Source organism: Kribbella sp. NPDC026596, assembly GCF_040638415.1.
Taxonomy (GTDB): Bacteria; Actinomycetota; Actinomycetes; order Propionibacteriales; family Kribbellaceae; genus Kribbella.
Genome location: NZ_JBEZYF010000109.1, coordinates 1 through 19,221, shown reverse-complemented (window position 1 = coordinate 19,221; position 19,221 = coordinate 1). Strand labels below are relative to the sequence as shown.

14 protein-coding genes and 1 pseudogene are annotated in these 19,221 nt (G+C 68.3%); 7 read left to right on the top strand and 8 right to left on the bottom strand.

The genetic code is table 11. From position 1 onward, the window contains the following. Nucleotides 1-90: 90 nt before the first annotated feature. The 3 genes from AB0E63_RS44230 to AB0E63_RS44220 all read left to right on the top strand — a co-directional run bounded on the left by AB0E63_RS44230 (nt 91) and on the right by AB0E63_RS44220 (nt 5,625). A complete protein-coding gene (locus tag AB0E63_RS44230; protein WP_360380261.1) occupies nt 91-1,836 on the top strand; it encodes an alpha-galactosidase in 1,746 nt (581 codons plus the stop codon). A 32-nt stretch (nt 1,837-1,868) separates the two neighbouring features. Next, entirely contained in the window at nt 1,869-3,929 is a 2,061-nt protein-coding gene (locus AB0E63_RS44225; RefSeq protein WP_360380255.1) for an NPCBM/NEW2 domain-containing protein, read from the top strand. Between the two features lie 91 nt (nt 3,930-4,020). Then, the gene (locus AB0E63_RS44220) at nt 4,021-5,625 is read left to right on the top strand and encodes an FG-GAP-like repeat-containing protein (protein ID WP_360380252.1); all 1,605 of its coding nucleotides are present in this window, start codon (nt 4,021-4,023) and stop codon (nt 5,623-5,625) included. Nucleotides 5,626-5,739: 114 nt separating this feature from the next. On the opposite strand, the pseudogene AB0E63_RS44215 reads toward AB0E63_RS44220, so the two are convergent. Continuing rightward, nucleotides 5,740-7,173, bottom strand: a pseudogene (locus tag AB0E63_RS44215) (family 20 glycosylhydrolase); the annotation flags it as partial. A 159-nt stretch (nt 7,174-7,332) separates the two neighbouring features. On the opposite strand from AB0E63_RS44215, the gene AB0E63_RS44210 reads away from it, so the two are divergent. Beyond that, a complete protein-coding gene (locus AB0E63_RS44210; RefSeq protein ID WP_360380249.1) occupies nt 7,333-9,126 on the top strand; it encodes a bifunctional UDP-sugar hydrolase/5'-nucleotidase in 1,794 nt (597 codons plus the stop codon). Nucleotides 9,127-9,143: 17 nt separating this feature from the next. Beyond that, a complete protein-coding gene (locus AB0E63_RS44205; RefSeq protein ID WP_360380247.1) occupies nt 9,144-10,700 on the top strand; it encodes an alpha/beta fold hydrolase in 1,557 nt (518 codons plus the stop codon). A gap of 26 nt (nt 10,701-10,726) precedes the next feature. Here the strand turns inward: AB0E63_RS44205 and AB0E63_RS44200 are convergent, their stop codons facing one another. After that, the gene (locus AB0E63_RS44200; protein WP_360380245.1) at nt 10,727-11,296 is read right to left on the bottom strand and encodes an OsmC family protein; all 570 of its coding nucleotides are present in this window, start codon (nt 11,294-11,296) and stop codon (nt 10,727-10,729) included. A gap of 13 nt (nt 11,297-11,309) precedes the next feature. After that, nucleotides 11,310-12,479: an NAD(P)/FAD-dependent oxidoreductase gene (locus AB0E63_RS44195; protein WP_360380242.1), complete on the bottom strand. Its 1,170-nt coding sequence runs from the start codon at nt 12,477-12,479 to the stop codon at nt 11,310-11,312. A 151-nt stretch (nt 12,480-12,630) separates the two neighbouring features. Between AB0E63_RS44195 and AB0E63_RS44190 the strand changes: the two genes are divergently transcribed. Both AB0E63_RS44190 and AB0E63_RS44185 read left to right on the top strand, forming a co-directional pair. Then, on the top strand, nt 12,631-13,308 hold the full coding sequence (locus tag AB0E63_RS44190; RefSeq protein WP_360380240.1) for an AzlC family ABC transporter permease: 678 nt from the start codon (nt 12,631-12,633) through the stop codon (nt 13,306-13,308). Next, entirely contained in the window at nt 13,305-13,619 is a 315-nt protein-coding gene (locus AB0E63_RS44185; RefSeq protein WP_360380238.1) for an AzlD domain-containing protein, read from the top strand. Before AB0E63_RS44190 ends, AB0E63_RS44185 begins: the two co-directional genes overlap by 4 nt. A gap of 54 nt (nt 13,620-13,673) precedes the next feature. On the opposite strand, the gene AB0E63_RS44180 is transcribed toward AB0E63_RS44185, so the two are convergent. The 5 genes from AB0E63_RS44180 to AB0E63_RS44160 form a co-directional block, all read right to left on the bottom strand. Then, complete coding sequence (locus tag AB0E63_RS44180; protein ID WP_360380235.1) at nt 13,674-15,071, bottom strand: GH1 family beta-glucosidase; 1,398 nt, start codon at nt 15,069-15,071, stop codon at nt 13,674-13,676. Between the two features lie 83 nt (nt 15,072-15,154). Then, on the bottom strand, nt 15,155-16,171 hold the full coding sequence (locus AB0E63_RS44175; protein ID WP_360380232.1) for an ABC transporter ATP-binding protein: 1,017 nt from the start codon (nt 16,169-16,171) through the stop codon (nt 15,155-15,157). Continuing rightward, the gene (locus AB0E63_RS44170; protein ID WP_360380229.1) at nt 16,168-17,196 is read right to left on the bottom strand and encodes an ABC transporter permease; all 1,029 of its coding nucleotides are present in this window, start codon (nt 17,194-17,196) and stop codon (nt 16,168-16,170) included. The genes AB0E63_RS44175 and AB0E63_RS44170 overlap by 4 nt, the downstream gene beginning before the upstream one ends. Nucleotides 17,197-17,201: 5 nt before the next feature. Next, nucleotides 17,202-18,182 (bottom strand): ABC transporter permease, encoded by a 981-nt coding sequence (locus AB0E63_RS44165; protein WP_360380226.1) that lies wholly within the window; start codon nt 18,180-18,182, stop codon nt 17,202-17,204. After that, nucleotides 18,179-19,204 (bottom strand): ABC transporter ATP-binding protein, encoded by a 1,026-nt coding sequence (locus AB0E63_RS44160; RefSeq protein WP_360380258.1) that lies wholly within the window; start codon nt 19,202-19,204, stop codon nt 18,179-18,181. The genes AB0E63_RS44165 and AB0E63_RS44160 overlap by 4 nt, the downstream gene beginning before the upstream one ends. Nucleotides 19,205-19,221: the final 17 nt, after the last annotated feature.

The following is a 19,221-nucleotide window of genomic DNA, read 5'->3' as shown; positions in this document are numbered from 1 at the left end:
TCCTAACACCCCCTGCTGCTCGCGGGCGGGGGGCGCCCACCCGCGCCCCGCGGTCCCTGGGTCGGGCGCGCCCCCCCGGGGGTTCCCTAACTGCGCCCGCAGTTCGTCCACGCAGCCGACGGGGAACAGCTGGAGCTGACGTTCGTGGACGGGGTGCGAGCAATTCGCCTCGTCCTGCACTACCGGATGGTGGGGGATGTGGTGGAGCGGTGGGTCTCCGTGCACAACGACGGGGACGACGAACTCACCTTGCATCGGCATGACTCCGCCGGGTTCGTGGTGCCTCGGGGCAACACCGTCAAGTACTTGTGGGGCGAGTGGAACAGCGAGTTCCAGCAGTCCGAAGTGGTGTTGGAGCGCGGCCGCTTCACGATCGGGAGTGCACAGGGGATCACCGGGCATTCCTACTCACCGTTCCTGGCGGTCGACGACGACGGTACGGCGTACGGCGTGCAGTTGGCGTGGTCCGGATCGTGGGAGATGACCGCGGACGTCGACGCCACCGGGGTCCTGCGGATCCAGGCCGGCCGGGTCTCGTCGAGCCTCGGGACGAAGCTCGCACCGGGGGAGACGTGGGTGTCTCCGAAGGCGGTCGGGGCTTGTAGCTCGGAGGGAGCCGACGGACTGGCGCGGGTCTTCCACGACTACGAACGCGCACTGTCGAGAAGCCTCACGCCGAAGGTGCTGTACAACTCCTGGTTCGCGACCGAGTTCGACATCCGCGCCGAGCATCAGCTCGAACTGGCCCGGCGCGCGGCGAGCATCGGCGTCGAGACGTTCGTCGTGGACGACGGGTGGTTCGTCGGGCGCTCGGACGACACCGGCGGCCTGGGAGACTGGTACGTCGACCCGGCCAAGTTCCCCGATGGCCTCGACACCTTCATCGGGCAACTCGAGGACATCGGGCTCGATTTCGGGTTGTGGGTGGAGCCGGAGTCGGTGAGCCCCTCGTCCGAGTTGGCCGCGAAGCACCCCGAGTGGATCCTGCGCACCCCCGGCCGCGAACCCGTCCAGATCCGCAACCAGCTGCTCCTCGACCTGAGTCGCGACGACGTAGCTGACTTCATCTGGACCACGCTGGACCGACTCCTGTCGTCGTACCAGATCACGTATCTGAAATGGGACGCCAACCGGCCGCGGCTCGACAGCGGGGAGCAGCGCAGAGATCTCGACGGGCGCGTGGTGGCCAATCTGTACGCGATCCTTGACCGGCTCCGAGCCGAGCACCCGGACGTGTACGTCGAAGGGTGCGCGGGCGGCGGTGCCCGTGTCGACCTCGGGATGGCGGCGCGGGTCGACACGCTCTGGCCGAGCGACAATACGGCCCCGCTGGATCGGCTCAGGATCCAGCGCGGCTTCCGGACCGGCTTCGCGCCGCACCTGATGAGCTCCTGGGTGACCGATGCCGTCGGCACCCATGACGGGCGCGACCGGTCCCTCGACTTCCGCTTCCACGTCGCGATGGCCGGCGTACTCGGCATCGGCGCGGACCTCTCGCGCTGGACCGACGATCAGCTCGCGACTGCCGCGCGACACATCGAGCAATACAAGGGCATCCGTGACTTGATTGCCAATAGCAAGGTCTACGGACTCGAGGCCGGCGTGCAGTACGTCGGTACGACACGGTCCGTGGTGTTCCTGTGGCAGACGGGTGACGGCAACGTGCGCGGGACGTTGCCGACCAGGCCGCGACGTGTGCCGCTCGTCCAGCTGGATCCCGCGAAGAACTACCGGGTGGGAGACGAGGTCCACCCGGGCAGCTATCTGCTGCAGGTCGGCGTCCGCTGGGACGGCTCGACCGACTCGAACTGCCTGGTCGTCGAAGCACTCGACTGACCGTTCCGCTCAACGGCAGCAAAGGACAACAGATGAAGCGACTCCTCGGTGGGGTGATCGCGGCGGTCCTGGTGACCGCTTCACTCGCCACCACCACAACCTCAGCCACGGCCACTCCGGCCGCGGCGCCCGTGCTCAGCCCCACGCCGTACATGGGCTGGAACACCTACTACGGTCTCGGCGGTGACTTCACCGAGGACACGATCAAGTCGGTCGCCGACTCGCTGGTGAGCCGCGGGTTGGCCAAGGCCGGCTACGACATCGTCTGGCTCGACGGTGGCTGGCAGGCCGACCAGTCGCGGAGCGCGGCCGGTGACCTGGTCCCGAACCCGGCCAAGTTCCCGAACGGTCTGAAGCCGCTCGTGGACTACATCCACAGCAAGGGTCTGAAGGCCGGTATCTACACCGACGCGGGTCCGTACATCCCGGGCAAGTGCGGTCTCGGCAGCGGCGGCTACTACCAGCACGACGCGGACCAGTTCGCCGCGTGGGGCTTCGACGCGGTCAAGGTCGACTACCTGTGCGGCATCGCGGCCGACCTGGACCCGAAGACGGTGTTCACCGAATTCGCCCAGGCGCTACGGAACAACGCGAGCCACCGGCCGATGATCTTCAACCTCTGCAACCCGGTCACCTCGCCGGACTGGGGCAACTACCCGGAATCGCAGCAGTCGATCAACTCCTGGACCTACGCGCCGGGGATCGCCCAGTCGTGGCGGACCTACACCGATGTCGGCTTCCAGGGCGACATCAAGTTCAAGGACGTCCTGCGCAACTACGACGCGAACGCGCGGCACCCCGAAGTCGTCAAGCCGGGTGCGTTCAGCGACCCCGACTACCTCGCGCCTGAGCTCGGCATGACCGACGAGGAGTTCCGCACCCAGTTCACGCTGTGGGCCGTTGCCGCGGCGCCGCTGATGGTCGGCAGTGACATCCGCAAACTCAGTACGACGACGATCGGCATGCTGACCGATCCCGACGTACTCGCGATCAACCAAGACCGGGCCGCGGTTCAGGCTGTCCGGGTCGGTGCCGCGGGGACGACGGAGACCTGGGTGAAGCGGCTCGCCGACGGCAGCCGTGCCGTGGTGCTGCTCAACCGAGGTGACAGCGCGAAGACGCTCACCACGACGGCGGCCGCGGCCGGTCTGCAGGGATCGCGCTTCACACTGAAGAACGCGTGGACGAACGAGGTGACCGAGAGCGCCGGCACGATCAGCGCGGCCGTCCCGGCACACGGTACGGCGCTGTTCCGGGTCCAGCCGGCTACCGGCGTACCGGGGATCCCGCATGTCACGGCGGGCATCCCGCAGGTGACCAAGGTCGGCACCGACGCACAGCCTGAAGGCGTGGCGCCGGTGGTTGCCGGTGGCGACGAGCTGACCGTGCAGGTTGCCGTCCGCAACGACGGGCTGCTGCCCGTGTTCGAGCCGGCGGTGACGCTTGCCGGTGGCACCGGATGGACCGTCACCCCGTTGTCGAAGGCCCCGATTTTGCTGGCCGGAGGCAACCAGGCGACATTCGCCTTCACCGTGAAGCTCGTCGCCGGGGCCGCGCCCGGAACCGCGAGCCTCACCGCGTCGACGTCGTACCAGGCGATCGGGTACGGCGTGCAGCGGCAGACGACCGTGTCACCGGTCGTGGTCGCGCCGGCGCCGCCCGCCGGGATCGTCCCGCTCTCGCACCACGAGTGGATCACCGCGACCAGCGGCTGGATGTCGCCGACCGTGGACGAGAGTGTCGGTGGGGGCAATCCGATCAAGCTCGTCGGTCAGACGTACCCGACCGGGATCGGCGTCGCGTCACCGTCGCTGATTCGCTACTACCTGGGGAAGTCCTGCACCCGGCTGACCGGGGTCGTCGGGATCGACGATGTGGTGAGCAACGTCGGGCCGGACGGCGGGACGTCGACGTTCCAGGTGGTCGGTGACGGCAAGGTGCTCTTCGACAGCGGCGTCGTCGACCGGTTCACCCCGAAGCAGGTCGACGTGGACCTGACCGGCGTACGCGTCCTCGACCTGGTCGTCGGTGACGCGGGCGACGGTGGGTACAACGACCGCGCCGACTGGGCGGCTCCGACCGCTACCTGCTGAGTTCTCGCACTGGAGGGGCAGGTCGATCATCGGCCTGCCCCTCCGATGTGTTTGGGTGGGCTGTTTGATCGATCCACCAAGGTGAGGGCTCATGAGGCATCGGCGGTTGAAGCTCGGTAGCGCGCTCGTGGTGGGTGTGGGGCTTGTGGTCGGTGGGGTCGTGCACGTCGCGACGGCCGATACGAAGCCGAGCGCTGACAGACCGCCGCTGGATGGGGCCGTTGCCCTCAGCACCGACGAGGTCGCGGCGGCGGCGCCGGCCGATGCGAGGGGATCGATGCAGCCGGCAACTGTCGGGCAATCGAGCGTCGACGGGGAGCCCGGTGCCGTCGGGGAGCCGGCCGCTGTCGGGAGGCCTTCGAAGACGGGGCAGTCGAAGACCGCGGTGGCGCCGCAGGCGGCTTCGGTCACGCTGCCGTCGACCGGCAAGTTGAAGATCAAGGGCGTCTACCAGAGCACGAACTACTACTGCGTGCCCGCGTCGAGCGCGGTCAGCCTCGGCACGTTCGGCGTCAACGTCACCCAGCAGACGCTGGCCAAGCAGATGAAGACGACGACGTCGGGGACGTACGACAAGACCGCGCTGCCGGTGATCAACGGCTACGTCAACTCGCTCGGGTACTCCGTCTGGGACACCGATACGACCGACAGTGCGACGAACCTGCTGAACTGGGCGGCGCACGACATCGGCGTACTCAAGCGGGCGCCGAAGATCGGTGTCTGGATGGAGAAGCTGCCCTGGAACAAGGGGACGAGCGGGCACTTCGGGCACGCGATCATGATCTACGGGTACGACCTGACCAGGAAGACGCTGACCGTCTGGGACCCGTGGAAGGCGACCGGCGGTACGCACACGCTGACCGCCGCGGCGCTGAACAAGACGATGCAGCAGTACGGCCTGTCGTACGTGTCGGCGCACTCCGATGCGGACCTGACGAACTCCGGAGACCTGAGCGGTGACGGGCTCGATGACATGGTCGCGGTGGATCGGCAGGACGGGACGCTGTACCGGTACACGAACAACGGCAAGGGCGCGTTCGACGGTGGCAGCAGCGCGGTCAAGCTGAGCACCGGGTGGAACGCGATGACCGAGATCGCGGCCGTGGGTGATCTGACCGGTGACAAGAAGCCGGATCTGGTCGCGGTGGAGAAGTCGACCGCGAAGCTGTGGCTGTTCCCTGGGGCGACTCCGTCCGGGGCGACGCGCGTACTGGTCGGGAACGGCGGCTGGAACGGGATGCGGGACCTGACCGGCATCGGCAACGTCATCGGTGACTCGCACCCGGACCTGATCGCGGTCGAGAAGTCGACGGGGATCCTGTGGGCGTATCCGGGCAAGGCCGGAGGTTTCGGACCGCGTCAGCAGATCGGGACCAAGTGGACCGGGCTTGGCCAGCTGACCGCGGTCGGTGATCTGTCCGGCGACGGCAAGCCCGACCTCATCACGGTCGACCCGAAGACCGGGAAACTCTGGCTCTACAAGGGTCCGACGTTCGCCGGCGGTACGGCACGCGTCGAGATCGGCACCGCCGGCTGGAACGGCATGCGCTCCCTCACCGGAGTCGGCGACCTGACTGGCGACAAGATCCCCGATCTCATCGCCGTCAACAACTCCACCGGCCAGATGTACCTCTACCCCGGCAAGCCGAACGGCCTCGGCCCCCGCACCCTCCAAGGCTCCGGCTGGAACAGCTGACCTACTAGGCCCAGTCGACTTCCGCCGACTGGAACCAGGTCCAGCCGCGGCGTCGCGGGTCCAGGACTTTTCGGCGGCTCCGGGGAGGCGGGGGAGGAGCATGAAGTGGAGGTCGGGTTCGGTGGGGATGGTTTCGCACCAGATGGCGGCTTCTACGCCGACTACCTGGTCGTCCGACTCGACTCCTGGGGTGTTGTCGACGGGGTCCCAGGAGATGGTGTCTTGGATGGAAGCCGCTGTGTAGAACGGAAGGCCGACGCGTTTGCGGGTCTCCTCTTGCTCGGGGTCGGAGGAGGTGTCGGCGTGGGGACGGTCGAAGTAGAGCCAGGTGGACGCTGACACGAGGAGGCGTGTGCCTTGGGCCAGAGCCTTCGGGGCGTCGTGTTTCGCCTTGCGTAGGCCCTCGACCAGGATCGGGAGCAGGTCCTCGGGGGGCATCGTCGCGCCGGCGGTGTTGCCGTCCATCGAGTCGAGGTCCATGTCGAGCCAGTACTGCACGACGTCGGCGGGGTCGATCTTGGCGCGGGCGATCTCCTGCCAGCCGACGACCCGCTTGCCGCGGGCACGGACGAGTGCGGCAGCTCGCTCGACGAACGCGGCGTGGTCCTCGTCGGACATGCCCCACGTCTCGTCCCCGCCGATGTGTACGTACGCGCTCTGCGGGAACTGCGGGATGACGGCGTCCAGCACCTCCTCGACGAACGACCACGTCGCGGCCCGATCGGGCTCGAGGGTGCTGAGCTGGAGACTGGCCCCGTTGCCCAGTTCGATGGAGCGGACCTCGGCCGGCGCAAGGTCGGGATAGCTGCGGAACACCGCCGACGTATGACCGGGCATGTCGATCTCGGGCACCAGGGTCACGAATCGCTCGGCGGCGTACGTCACGAGCTCAGCCAGCTCCGCCTGGCTGTAGTAGCCGCCCGGACGGTCGTCGACGGCACCACTGGCGCCGACCTCGGTCAGCAAGGGCCGGGTCGGTACCTCGAAGCGCCAGCCCTGGTCGTCGGTGAGGTGGAGGTGCAGCACGTTGAGCTTGTACAGCGAGCACATGTCGATGACGCGACGAACCGCCGCCGGGCCGTGGAACGTCCGTACGACGTCCAACGACAACCCGCGCCACGCGAACCGAGGCCCATCGATGATGTGAGCAGTCGGCAACGTCGCCGCGGCGTCTCCCGTATGAGCGGTGATCAACTGCCGGAGCGAGGTGAGGCCGCGATGCACCGCCTCCGCCGTCGGCCCCCAGACCCGAACGCCCGCGCCGGTGATCTCGAGCCCGTACCGCTCGTCGGCCTCAGCGTTGCCGTCCGCCCGCAGACCTGCCGCGGGCGCGACGTCATCAAGGTCGGCGCTGTCGATCAGCACGGTGATCCCGGCAGCCTCGGACGCGAGCGAGATGCCGGAGTCAATCCGGACCTCCTCGACGAATCGCTCGGCGAGGTCGGCGAGTTCGGCCGACTGTACGACGACGCCGACGCTCTCATCGACGACGTACGTGCCGTCATGGGCCGTTGTCCGGGCAGGTGCGGGGATCAGCGGGAGATTCATGAACCGAGTCTGCGGTAAGCGAGGCCGCCAAGGGCACCCCGAGCGTGGTCGGATTCTTTCTGACTTTGCCGACTCGCCGTTTGGTAGTGACATCGCGTTCAGCGTGGGGCAGTCTCATCCTGTCGGGAACTGCTTGTTTGGAGACTAAAGGAGACATTTGTGCGCAAAGTCAGCCGCCCCCGCGCCCTCGCCGCCGGTCTCGCGGCGATCGTGACGACAAGCCTGGCGCCAGCGATCGCCCAGGCCGCCAACCCCTCCCAACCTGATCACGCCGCCGCCGCGGTGCCGGTGCAGCTGGTGTCGATCACCGACTTCCACGGCTACCTTCGCCCACCGTCGCCGGCCGATGGCGGAACCATCGCCGGTCCCGACGGGACCGCCCAGGTCGTCGGCGGAGCGGCGTACCTGGCGACCCACCTGAAGAGCATCCGAGCGGGCAAGCAGAACTCGATCTTCTTCGCCGACGGCGACAACTTCTCCGGCTGGCCGTTCGAGGTGGACGCGCACGCCGACGAGCCGACGATCGAGGTGCTGGACGCGCTCGGCGTCGAGTTCTCCAGCGTCGGCAACCACGAGCTGGACGTGTCGAAGAGCTTCCTGGTCGACCACATGACCAAGGGCAAGTGCTTCGGCCAGGTCGGCGTCGACAGCTGCTTCACCGACTCGACGGGCCGCCGCTTCCACGGCGCGGACTTCGAGTTCCAGTCGGCCAACATCGTCGATGCCAAGGGCCGTACGATCGTCGCCCCGTACACGATCCGCTGGGTCCGGGACCACGGCCGCGCGTACCCGATCGGCTTCATCGGAATGACTGTCCCCGATACGCCGGTCGGCTCCACGTCGTACCAGCCGGACCTGAAGGCGCTCGACACGGTCGAGTCGGCGAACCGGGCCGCGGCCGAGCTGACCCGAAAAGGTGTGAAGGCGATCGTGCTGAACATGCACGACGGCGGCACCGACGCATCGGCGACGTACGACAACTGCGTCAACCCGACCGGACCCGCCATCGACCTGGCTCGCCAGGTGACGCCCCAGATCGACGCGATCGTCACCGGGCACTGGCATGCCGCGTTCAACTGCAGCATCCCGGACCCGGACGGCAACCCGCGCCCGGTGGTCGAGGCCGCGAACCACGGCCGGCTGATCAACGAGATCAACCTCCAGCTCGACGGCAAGACCGGTGAGGTACTGCGCGACCGGACGACCTCGACCAACCACGCCGTCACCCGCGACGTGACGCCGGACCCGAAGATCCAGGGAATCGTCGACTACTGGGCCGCCGCCGGGAACCGCAAGTACGCCGAACCCGTCGCGACCGTCACCGGCGACTTCACCCGCACGGCGAACGCGCTTGGCGAAAGCACCCTGGCCAACCTCGCCGCCGACGTACACCTGTGGACCGCCCGGCAGAACGGTGGACACGCGGACCTCGGCGTCATCGCGGCCAAACCCGCCACCGGGTCGACCGCGCTGCGCGGCGACCTCCTGGTTGCCAACAGCAACAAGCCGGGCGACGCCGACGGCCGGGTGCTGCTCGGTGAGTCGTGGGACGCGTACGGTTATGGCAACCCGGTCCTGACCGTCAGCCTCACCGGCGCCCAGCTGGACGCCGTCCTCGAGCAGCAGTGGCAGACGCAGACCAACGGCACCGTGAAGTTCGCGCCGCTGGCCCTGTCCGGCAACGTCACCTATGCATTCGACGCGAGCCGCCCGGTCGGCGACCGCATCGATCCTGCCGACGTGAAGATCGACGGCGCCGCCCTCGACCCGGCCAAGACCTACCGCGTCGCGGCCCTCGCCTACACCGTCATCGGCGCCGACGGCTACTCAGCCTTCAAGAGCTACACCAACCCGGTCCGCAACAACACCGACCACGAGACCTTCGCCGCCTACCTGAAGGCCCACAAGACCCTCACCCCGACGCCCCTCGACCGCGTGACGCAGAAGGGCTGACGCGGCATAGTCGATATGTGGTACTCGCGTTCGACGACGATCTGGAGTTCGATCCCGCCTTGTTCGAGGTACGGCGGGGTGGCGTTGCGGTGCCGCTGGAGCCGCAGGCGTTCGACGTACTCGCGTATCTCGTCTCGCACCGTGACCGGGTGGTTCCGAAAGAGGAACTGATGGACGGGATCTGGGGCGGCCGTTTCGTCAGCGAGACGGCCGTCACCAGCCGGATCAAGCAGATCCGGCGAGCACTCGGCGACGACGGCCACAGTCAGCGGATGATCAAGACTCTGCACGGCCGGGGCTACCGATTCGTCGCCCCGGTCGAGGCCCGCGCAGTGCTGCGGGCGACCGAGCCGATCCGCTACACCCTCAGCGACGGCCTGCACATCGCCTACCAGGTGACCGGTGGTGGTCCGCTCGACATCGTGCTGATCTCCGGTTTCGTCTCGCACCTCGAGCTCGACTGGGGCGATCCCCGGCACGCACACTTCCTGCATCGGCTGGGGTCGTTCGGTCGGCTGATCCGGTTCGACAAGCGCGGCACCGGGATGTCCGACCGTCCGTCAGGTCTGCCGGATATCGAGACGCGGATGCACGACGTACTGTCCGTGATGGATGCCGTCGGCTCCCAGCGGGCGGTGCTCGTCGGGTACTCCGAGGGTGGCCCGATGGCGATCATGTGCGCGGCGGCTCACCCCGAACGCGTCGCCGGGCTCGTGCTGTACGGCACCTGGGCGAAGCGGATCTGGTCCGAGGACTATCCGTGGGCGCAGAAGCAGGACGTGCGAGAGGCCTACACCAACCTGCTCGTGGACAAGTGGGACTGGGAGGCCGACATGCGGATGCGCTGCCCGTCGGCCGACGTACCGATGCAGCGGTGGTGGGCGCAGCGCATGCGCGCGTCCGCGACGCCTTCCACCGTACGGGCGTTGATGGACATGAACTCGCTCGTCGACGTCCGGGACGCGCTGCCGGCGGTCCGGGTTCCGACGCTGGTGCTGCACCGGGTCGGCGATGCGCTCATCGACGTCGGCGGATCGCGGTACCTCGCCGAGCACATCCCCGGCGCACGGCTGGAGCTGCTCGAAGGCGACGACCACTTCGTGACCGGTAACCCGGACCAGATCCTCGACCCGATCGAGCGCTTCGTGCGCGACCTGCCGGCACCCGCCGGTCATGCGGTCGCCCTGGCTGCCGTCGCCGTGCCGGCCGGCCCCGGAGCCGGCGACCTCACCGCCGGCCTGGTCGCGGCCAGAGGACGCCGGCGCTCCGGTCCGGGCGGGCGGCCGGTGGTGCTGTTCGACGGTCCGGCGACCGCCGTCCGGGCCGGGCTCGCGCAGGTCCACAGCACCGACAAGCTCGGTGTCGCGATCGCGGAGGTCCCCGGCGACGAGACCGAGCTCGACGCGTACGGCGTACAGGTCGCGATCGCACTGGCCGACCAAGCGGCGCCGGGATCGTTGTGGCTGACGTCGGCGGTGCGCGATCTGCTCGCCGGCTCCGGTGTCGTGACCGAGTTCGCCGGCGAGCAGGTGATCGGTGGCGCGGAGCCACAGGCGGTGTTCCGCGCCCTCTGATCAGGCGCTGTGATCAGGCGCTGTGATCAGGCGGTGGCGACGTCGATCGATACCGGGACGCCATGCGTGATCACGTCGTACACGGCCGATCGGTTGCGCGACTGCGCAACCAGGGAGGCCAGCTTCTCCGCCTCGGCGTCGCCCTTGACGTGGAAGACGACCCGGATCGCTTCGTACCCGTTGCGGACGTCCGGGTCGAGGCCGAGGATGCCGAGCAGGTTGATGTCACCCTCGACGGTCGAGGTGACCTCTTCGAGGTTGATCCCGCGGGCCGCGGCGATGTTCGCCAGGCCACTGGTGAGGCAGGCGGCCAGCGCGTGCAGCAGGTGCTCGGCCGGCGTCGGGCCGTTGTCGCCACCGACGAGTACCGGCGGGTGGTCGGCGTCGAAGGTGAAGTCCGCCGGACGCGTGTTCTCCTGTCCGGCTCCGTAGAACCCGTTGATCGTGCCACGGTTGTGCGTTCCGCTGATCCACCGGTTGGTGGCACGGAACTGGAACCGGGCGATCTCCGGCTGGGCCTTGACGGCGTCGAGGGTCGCGAACAACGTGGCGGTGTCGACGCCGTTGCGGCGTCCGTCGGTCGTGGTTGCGGTCATGATGCTCTTCCCTTCAAGCGGCGAGAGTTGCGGTGAGTCCTGGAAACGAGGCCAACGCGTCGGCCTCACGTTCGAGTGCGTCGCTGAGCTGGAGTTGCAGCTCCACGAAGCGGTTCGGCGGCGGGAAGGCGGTCAGCGCGCGGGTCAGGTCGAACACCTCACACCCCATCGCGTCGCGGGTCTCCTGGTACGACGCCATCGCGGCCGGCTCGCCCGATGGGTCGCGGAGGCTGTGGTCGATCGCGGTCGCCAGCAGTTCGGCGTCCCGGAACGCGTCGGTGATGCCGTGCCCGGTGATCGGGTCCCGGTGGTAGCCGGCGTCGCCGACGAGTGCCCATCCCGGGCCGTGCGCCTGGCGACGGTAGTTCGGCAGATTCGCCGTGCCGCGCATCCGCGCCTTGATGCGGCCGGCGCGGACCCGGCGCCCGAGGTCGGGTACCAGGAGTTCGAGCTGTTCGACGAAGGCCGCGGTACGCGCGGTGCCGGCGGTCCGGATCGGCTCCAGCAGGGGAGTCGGGCGGATCAGCCAGACGCAGGCCTCGCCATCATTGGTCGGGAAGACGCCGGCGAACGCATCCCGTGCGATGTGGAACTCGTAGGTGTCCGGGCTGAGGCCCGTCACGTACGTATAGAAGACCGCGCACGGGGAAGTGAACTCCTCGAGTGTCCCGGCGCCGAGGAAACCGGCCATCCGCGACCTGCGACCGTCCGCGCCGACGACCATCCGGGCGCGCAGTTCAACCCGGTCGCCGCCCGCGGAACGACCCTCGATTCCGGTGACCCGCCCATCGTCCGACCGCAGTACTCCGGTCGCGGTCAGACCGGTCCGGAGCCGCGCGCCAGCTTCCGTCGCCGCATCGGCGAGGAGGCTGTCGAGAACCCGGCGACGTGGTGCGACGAGCGCGTCCACGCCGGCGCGCGGCTTGATCCGCCGTACCTTCGGCTCCCCCTCGATGTCGAAGCGTACGTGCGTGATCTCCGGGGCGCCGCCGGCCAGGACGCGATCGAGCAGTCCCCAGCGGGACAGCTGGACGACGCCGCCGCGGATCAGTCCGTGCGTCGACAGCGTGTCGCTCGGCAGCCGCGTCTTGTCGACCAGGAGGACGTCGTGGCCTTGTCCCGCCAGCAACCTCGCGGTCGCCGCCCCGGCGCAGCGCGCTCCAACCACCACAACGTCGTACATCTCCTGCCCCCATCTCCGATGAGACGACTCTGCGCGAGCTACACCGCGGGAAGCTTGGAGACAAGGTGGAGGATCCGATCACCACGAATCCTCCACATTTCCACCGCCCGGCCGCCAAGCCACCGGGTGCGGTCCCGCCGACCTTGGGACGATGGCGACTCTTCTCGACAGCCGGCCGCACGCGCTGGCATTTCGCGACGCGGCCTCGGTCGCGCTGGGCCTGGCCGCATTCGGGGTGACTCTCGGGGTGACGATCTCGGCGCTCGGCTTCGCAACGCTGCCCGGACTGGTCGGTGCACCCGTGGTGTACGCCGGAAGTGCGCAACTGACTGCGGTCACGCTGGTCCAGCAGGGCGCAGGGCTGGCTGTTGTGGTGGCGTCGGCCGCAGTCGTGAATGCCCGCATGCTGTTGTACAGCGCGTCGTTGTCACCGCGGTTCAGTGGACAGCCGACCTGGTTCCGGTGGCTGGCGCCGCATTTCATCGTCGACCAGACCTATCTTCTGGCGAACGCCCGGCCCGATCTCGACCCGCGTACTTTCCGGCGCTACTGGGGCTGTCTGGGATTCTTCGTGCTGGTCGTCTGGTCGTCGTCCGTCGCTACAGGGCTGGTCGTCGGCCCCGCGCTGCCGGAGATGCCGCATCTTGCCTTCGTCGGCACCGCGATGTTCCTGGGTCTGCTGGCGCCCCGGCTGACGAACCGCCCGGCCGTGGCCGCGGCGGTGACCGGAGGATCGGTGGCCGCGGTGGTCGGCTTCGTCCGGCCGGAGCTCGGCATCGTGGGTGGCGCGATGGCAGGCGTGCTGGCCGGATCGGCGGTACGGCGATGACCGCGTTGGCGGCCATGGTGGCCCTGGGAGCAGTCAGCTGGCTGCTGCGCATCGCCTTCATCACGCTGCTGCCCGCCGACCGGCTGCCGACCCGGCTCCAGGACGGACTCGAGTACCTCGCACCCGCGGTACTCGCGGCGATCGTGGCGGTGGAGCTCGTCGGACTGGCGCGTGACACCGAGCCGCTAGATGCGATGGCCCTCGCGGCCGCGAGTACCGCGATCGGCGTGGTCGCCTATCGCACCCGCAACCTGTCCCTCGCCTGCGCCCTCGGCGCCGCAGTCGTCCTCATCCTGGACTTCCTGACGTGAGCCTTCAGCGGGATGTGCGGTGCCGGCGGCTAGGACGGCGCCGCCGGCACCGGGTCAGCGGTTTCGGTGTTGTTCGGCGAGGTCTTTGAGGTAGAGGGCGCTCTGCTTGGGGGTGCGGGTTTGGGTTTCGTAGTCGACTCGGATGATGCCGAAGCGTTTGGCGTAGCCGTAGGCCCATTCGAAGTTGTCCATCAGGGACCAGGCGAGGTAGCCGCGGATGTCGGCGCCCTGATGGATGGCTTCGGCGACGGCGGTGAGGTGGCTGGTGAAGTACGCCGTACGGTCGGTGTCGGCGACGTAGCCGTCCGAGTCGGGGACGTCGGCGAAGGCGGAGCCGTTCTCGGTGATGACCATCGGGAGGCCGGGGTAGTCGCGGGCGATGCCGACGAGCAGGTCGGTGAAGCCTTCGGGGACGATCTCCCAGTCCATCGCGGTCCGCGGCTTGTCCAACGCGATCGTCCGGCTGACAGGCAGGCCGGCGGCGTCCACGGTGCTGCCGTCCTCGGCGTACCCGGTGAACTTCTGCGAGAAGTAGTAGTTCACCCCGAGTACGTCGATCGGCGCGGAGATCGTCTCCAGGTCGCCTTCGAGCACAGGCAGTTCGACACCCTCGCGAGCCAGGTCCGCAACGACATCCGCGGGGTAGTGGCCGTGGACCAGGGGATCGAGGTAGATCCGCCGGCCCATCCCGTCTGCCCGTCGGGCCGCCTCGACATCCGGCTCCGCGTCCGAGGCCGGGTACGCCGTGGCCACGTTCAACGTGATGCCGATGTCGAGCTTCCGCGGTGATGCCTCACGCATCCGCTGCGTGGCCAGCCCGTGCCCGAGCAGCAGGTGGTGCACCGCTGACAGAGCCGCCGGGTACTCGCGTCGCCCGGGAGCGTGAGCGCCGTACGCGTACCCGAGCATCGCCGAGCACCACGGCTCGTTCATCGTGGTCCAGGTGCCGACCCGATCCTTGAGTGCGTCGAACACCAGCATCGAGTAGTCCGCGAACCGGTACGCCGTGTCGCGCACCGGCCAGCCGCCCGCGTCCTCGAGCTCCTGCGGTAGGTCCCAGTGGTACAGCGTCACCCACGGGTCGATGCCCTGGGCAAGCAGCTCGTCGACGAGCCGGTCGTAGAACCCGATCCCGGCCGGGTTCACCGGACCCTTGCCGCGCGGCTGGACCCGCGGCCACGCCACCGAGAACCGGTACGTGTCCAGCCCGAGCTCCTTGATCAAGGCAACATCGTCCGGCATCCGGTAGTAGTGGTCGCAGGCAACGTCACCGGTGTCGCCGTTGTCGATCGCGCCCGGCACGCGGCAGTAGGTGTCCCAGATCGACGGAGTCCGGCCATCGGCTTCGACGGCGCCCTCGATCTGGTACGCCGACGTCGCGACACCCCACCGGAACCCGGCCGGCAGGCTCGCGACCAGCTCGGCGTCCCCCGAGACAGACGTTGTGCTCATCCACGTCCTCGCTTCGCTCCGGGCGCGGCTGAGACACGAGATGCGCTGTGTTGGATGATGAACTCGCTTCGCTCGTTCATTGGTCACCCTTCAGAGATGTAGGCCGGAGCCCGGCCGGGCAGCCAGCAGGCGACGGACCGGCTGGGATCATTGCGCGCCGACGGGATCCCCAGCAGCGGGATCTCCACCGAGCAGCGGTCGAACGCATGCGGACAGCGCGGGTGGAACGAACAGCCCGACGGCATCCCGCGCAGGTCGGGTGGCGAACCCGGGATCCCGGCGAGCTCTTTGCGGACACCGCGCAGCGCCGGAAAGGACTTGAGGAGCCCTTCGCTGTAAGGGTGCAACGAGTCCTTGTAGAGATCGGCCGAACGCGCCTCCTCGACGATCCGGCCGCCGTACATGATCGCGATCCGGTCGGAGAACTCGACGAGCAACGACAGGTCGTGCGTGATGAACAGGACGGAGAACCCGAGCCGCTCACGCAACTCGACCAGCTGGGCCAGGATCTGCCGCTGCATCACCACGTCGAGCGCGGTGGTCGGCTCGTCCATGATCACGATCTGCGGTTCCAGTACGAGCGCCATCCCGATCATCACGCGTTGCCGCATGCCGCCGGACAGCTGGTGCGGGTACGCGTCCATCCGGTCGGCCGAGATGCCGACCAGCTTGAGCATCTCCTGGGCCCGGGCGACCCGGGCCTGCGCGCTCAGCTGGGGCTCGTGCGCCTTGATCACGTCGAGCATCTGGGTCGAGACCTTGTGGACCGGGTTGAGCGAGTTCATCGCACCCTGGAACACGATCGACGTCTCGGCCCAGCGGAACCTGCGCAACTCCGGGTCCGTCAGCGCCATCACGTCGTACGCGTCCCCGCCCGGCGGGTGGTAGACGACCGAGCCGCCGCTGATCACGCCCGGAGGCGGCAGCAGTCGCGTCACGCCGTACGCGAGTGTCGACTTCCCGCTGCCGCTCTCGCCGGCCAGGCCGAGCACCTCGCCGCGATGCAGCGTCAGCGTGACATCGCGGACCGCCTGCACCGCCTCGTCGCCGAGGCCGTAGTCGACGTGGAAGTTCTTGATCTCCAGCACGGGCTCTTTCATGCCGCGTCCTCCTCGCGCCGTACGACGGGCGTCACGGGCGTGGCCTTTTCACCGAGGACCGGGGTGAAGCCGACCCGCATCCGGACCGAGTGACCGTCCTTCGTCTTCACCCGGGTGTGACCGCTGCTGCGCAACCGCGGGCTGACGAACTCGTCGATCCCGAAGTTGATCAGCGACAGCGCCGTACCGAGGATCGCGATCGCGAGACCGGCCGGGACGAACCACCACCAGGCTCCCTGAGCCAGGGCCTGCTGGCTTTGCGCCCAGAACAGGATCGTGCCCCAGTTCCACTCCGAGATCGTCGAGATGCCGATGAAGGCCAGGGTGATCTCGGACATCACCGCGAAGATCACCGTGCCGACGAAGCCGGAGGCGATGATCGCGGTCAGGTTCGGCATGATCTCGGCGGTGATGATCCGCCAGGTGCTCTCACCCGTTGCCCGCGCGGCCTCGACGTAATCACGCCGCCGCAGCGACAGCGTCTGCGCCCGCAGCACTCGCGCGCCCCACGCCCACGACGTGAAACCGATGACCAGGGCAACCATCAGATCGCCGGCCGAAGGGATCGTCGAGGCGACGATGATGATCAACGGAAGTGCCGGGATTACCAGGAACACGTTGGACAGCGCCGACAGGCTCTCGTCCGCGGCGCCGCCGAGGAAGCCCGCGCTGACGCCGATCAGGATCGACAACGCGGTCGCCACGATGCCGGCCAGCAGGCCGACGAACATCACGCCGCGCGTGCCGACCAGGACCTGGCTGAAGATGTCCTGCCCCAGATGCGTGGTCCCGAACCAGTGCTTGCCGGACGGCGGCTGGATCAGGTCGCTGCTGCGGGCCGACGGGTCGTACGGCGCGATCCACGGGCCGATGATCGCGATCAGGCAGAAGAACCCGAGCACGATCAGGCCGGTCGCGGCCTTGGGGTTGGCGACGAACCGCAACCGGCGCCGCTTGGCTGGTGCCGCGGCGACCTCGGGACCTTCTGGCGTGACCGCGGTGATGGTGCTGGCTGGCGCTGACACGGTGATCAGCCCTCCTTCCGGGTACGCGGGTCGAGCAGGAGGTATGCGATGTCGGCCATCAGGTTGGCGACCAGCACGGACAGCGTGATCACCAGGAACACGCCCTGCATCAGCGGGTAGTCCTTCGCGCCCACGGCCTGGAACAGGTTGTAGCCGATGCCCGGGTAGGAGAAGACGATCTCGACCAGCAGCGTGCCGCCGACGATGAAGCCGAGTGACAGCGCGAAGCCGGACACGTTCGGCAGCAGCGCGTTGCGGGCCGCGTAGCTGACCATCACCCGGCGCTCGGGCAGACCCTTGGCGTGGGCAACGGTGATGTAGTCCTCGGACGCGACCGTCACCATCATGTTCCGCATGCTGAGGATCCAGCCGCTGACCGACGAGATCAGGATCGTCACCGCCGGCAGCAGGCTGTGCTGGATCGCGCTGCCGATGAACTCACCGTTCCAGGACGGCACCAGGCCCGGCTCGTACCCACCCGACGACGGGAAGATGCTGTTCGGGCCGGCCAGCAGCGTGATCGCCAGCAGCCCGAGCCAGAAGTACGGGATCGACGACAGGAAAGTTGTCACCGGCAACAGTCCGTCCAGCCAGGAGCCGCGTCGCCAGCCGGCCAGGACGCCGAGCGACGTACCGATCATGAAGCTGGCGAACGTGGTGATGCCGACCAGTGCGATCGTCCACGGCAGGCTCTGCCGGAGGATCTCCGAGACCGGCGTGGGGAAGAAGGTGAACGACAACCCGAGGTCGCCGTGGAACACCTGCCCCCAGTAGTCGACGTACTGGCTCCACAGCGACGCGTTCTTGTCCAGGCCGAACAGCACGTACAGCGAGTTGATCGCCTCGGTGCTCATCTGGCCCTGGAACTTGTTGATCAGCGAGGTGACCGGGTCACCCGGGATCAGCCGCGGGATGAAGAAGTTGATGGTCAGCGCGGCCCACGCGGTGAAGAGGTAGAAGGCGATCCGTTGCAGCAGGAACTTCACTTGGCCGCTCCTTCCTCGTAGAGCCAGCAGGCCGCCCAGTGACCGTCGTTCGCGGGCAGGTCGAAGCGGGGCGGAAGGTCGGTCGAGCACTTCGGCATCGCGTGCACGCAGCGCGGGTGGAAGCGGCACCCGGACGGCGGCACGATCAGGCTCGGCGGCTCGCCGCTGCCCTGGTCCTCCGGAGCGCGTGGATCACCCACGCGGTCCAGCCGATCGGGGTCGGGAGCGCTCTCGATCAGCAGGCGGGTGTACGGATGCGCCGGGTTCTGCGTGACGGTTTCGGAGTCACCGCCCTCGACGATTCGACCGGCGTACATCACGAGCGTCTCGTCCGCGAAGTACCGGGCCGACGCGATGTCGTGGGTGATGTAGAGGATCGCGAGGTCGAGCCGTTCTTTCAGGTCCCGGAGCAGATTGAGTACGCCGAGCCGGATCGACACGTCGAGCATCGACACGGGCTCGTCCGCGAGCAGCGCCTCGGGGTCCGCGCCAAGTGCGCGGGCGATCGAGACGCGCTGCCGCTGGCCGCCGGACAACTCGTGCGGGAACTTGTCGAGATAGCGCTCCGGAGGGGTGAGCTGAACCTGCACCAGGAGGTAGCGCAGGTTCTGCTCGAGATCCCCGTCGCGGCCGTGGATCTTCAGCGACCGGGTCAGGTGGTACCGCACGGTGTGCGTCGGGTTCAGCGAGGCGAACGGGTCCTGGAAGATCATCTGGACCCGGCGGCAGTACGCGCGGAACTTGCGGCCGCCGCGGACCGTGATGGTCTCGCCGTGCAACCGGATGTCACCGGACGTCCGCCCGTACAACTGGGCGAGCAGCCGGGCGACGGTCGACTTCCCCGAGCCGGACTCGCCGACCAGCGCGGTCACCCGGCCCCGGCGCAGCGTGAGCCTGATGTCGTCCACGGCGTGCACGACCTTGCGGTCACGGGTGAGCAGGTCGCGGACGCCCCGCCGGACGGGGAAATGCTTGGTGAGGCCGTCGGCCTCGAGAACCACCTCGGTGTCGGTCACCGTCATGGAATCGGGTCTCTCTG

Bases quoted from the DNA above. Each gene is read 5' to 3' on its own strand.
- AB0E63_RS44225 (WP_360380255.1), top strand. From the start codon at position 1,869: ATGAAGCGACTCCTCGGTGGGGTGATCGCGGCGGTCCTGGTGACCGCT.
- AB0E63_RS44220 (WP_360380252.1), top strand. From the start codon at position 4,021: ATGAGGCATCGGCGGTTGAAGCTCGGTAGCGCGCTCGTGGTGGGTGTG.
- AB0E63_RS44200 (WP_360380245.1), bottom strand. From the start codon at position 11,296: ATGACCGCAACCACGACCGACGGACGCCGCAACGGCGTCGACACCGCC.
- AB0E63_RS44195 (WP_360380242.1), bottom strand. From the start codon at position 12,479: ATGTACGACGTTGTGGTGGTTGGAGCGCGCTGCGCCGGGGCGGCGACC.
- AB0E63_RS44190 (WP_360380240.1), top strand. From the start codon at position 12,631: ATGGCGACTCTTCTCGACAGCCGGCCGCACGCGCTGGCATTTCGCGAC.
- AB0E63_RS44185 (WP_360380238.1), top strand. From the start codon at position 13,305: ATGACCGCGTTGGCGGCCATGGTGGCCCTGGGAGCAGTCAGCTGGCTG.
- AB0E63_RS44180 (WP_360380235.1), bottom strand. From the start codon at position 15,071: ATGAGCACAACGTCTGTCTCGGGGGACGCCGAGCTGGTCGCGAGCCTG.
- AB0E63_RS44175 (WP_360380232.1), bottom strand. From the start codon at position 16,171: ATGAAAGAGCCCGTGCTGGAGATCAAGAACTTCCACGTCGACTACGGC.
- AB0E63_RS44160 (WP_360380258.1), bottom strand. From the start codon at position 19,204: ATGACGGTGACCGACACCGAGGTGGTTCTCGAGGCCGACGGCCTCACC.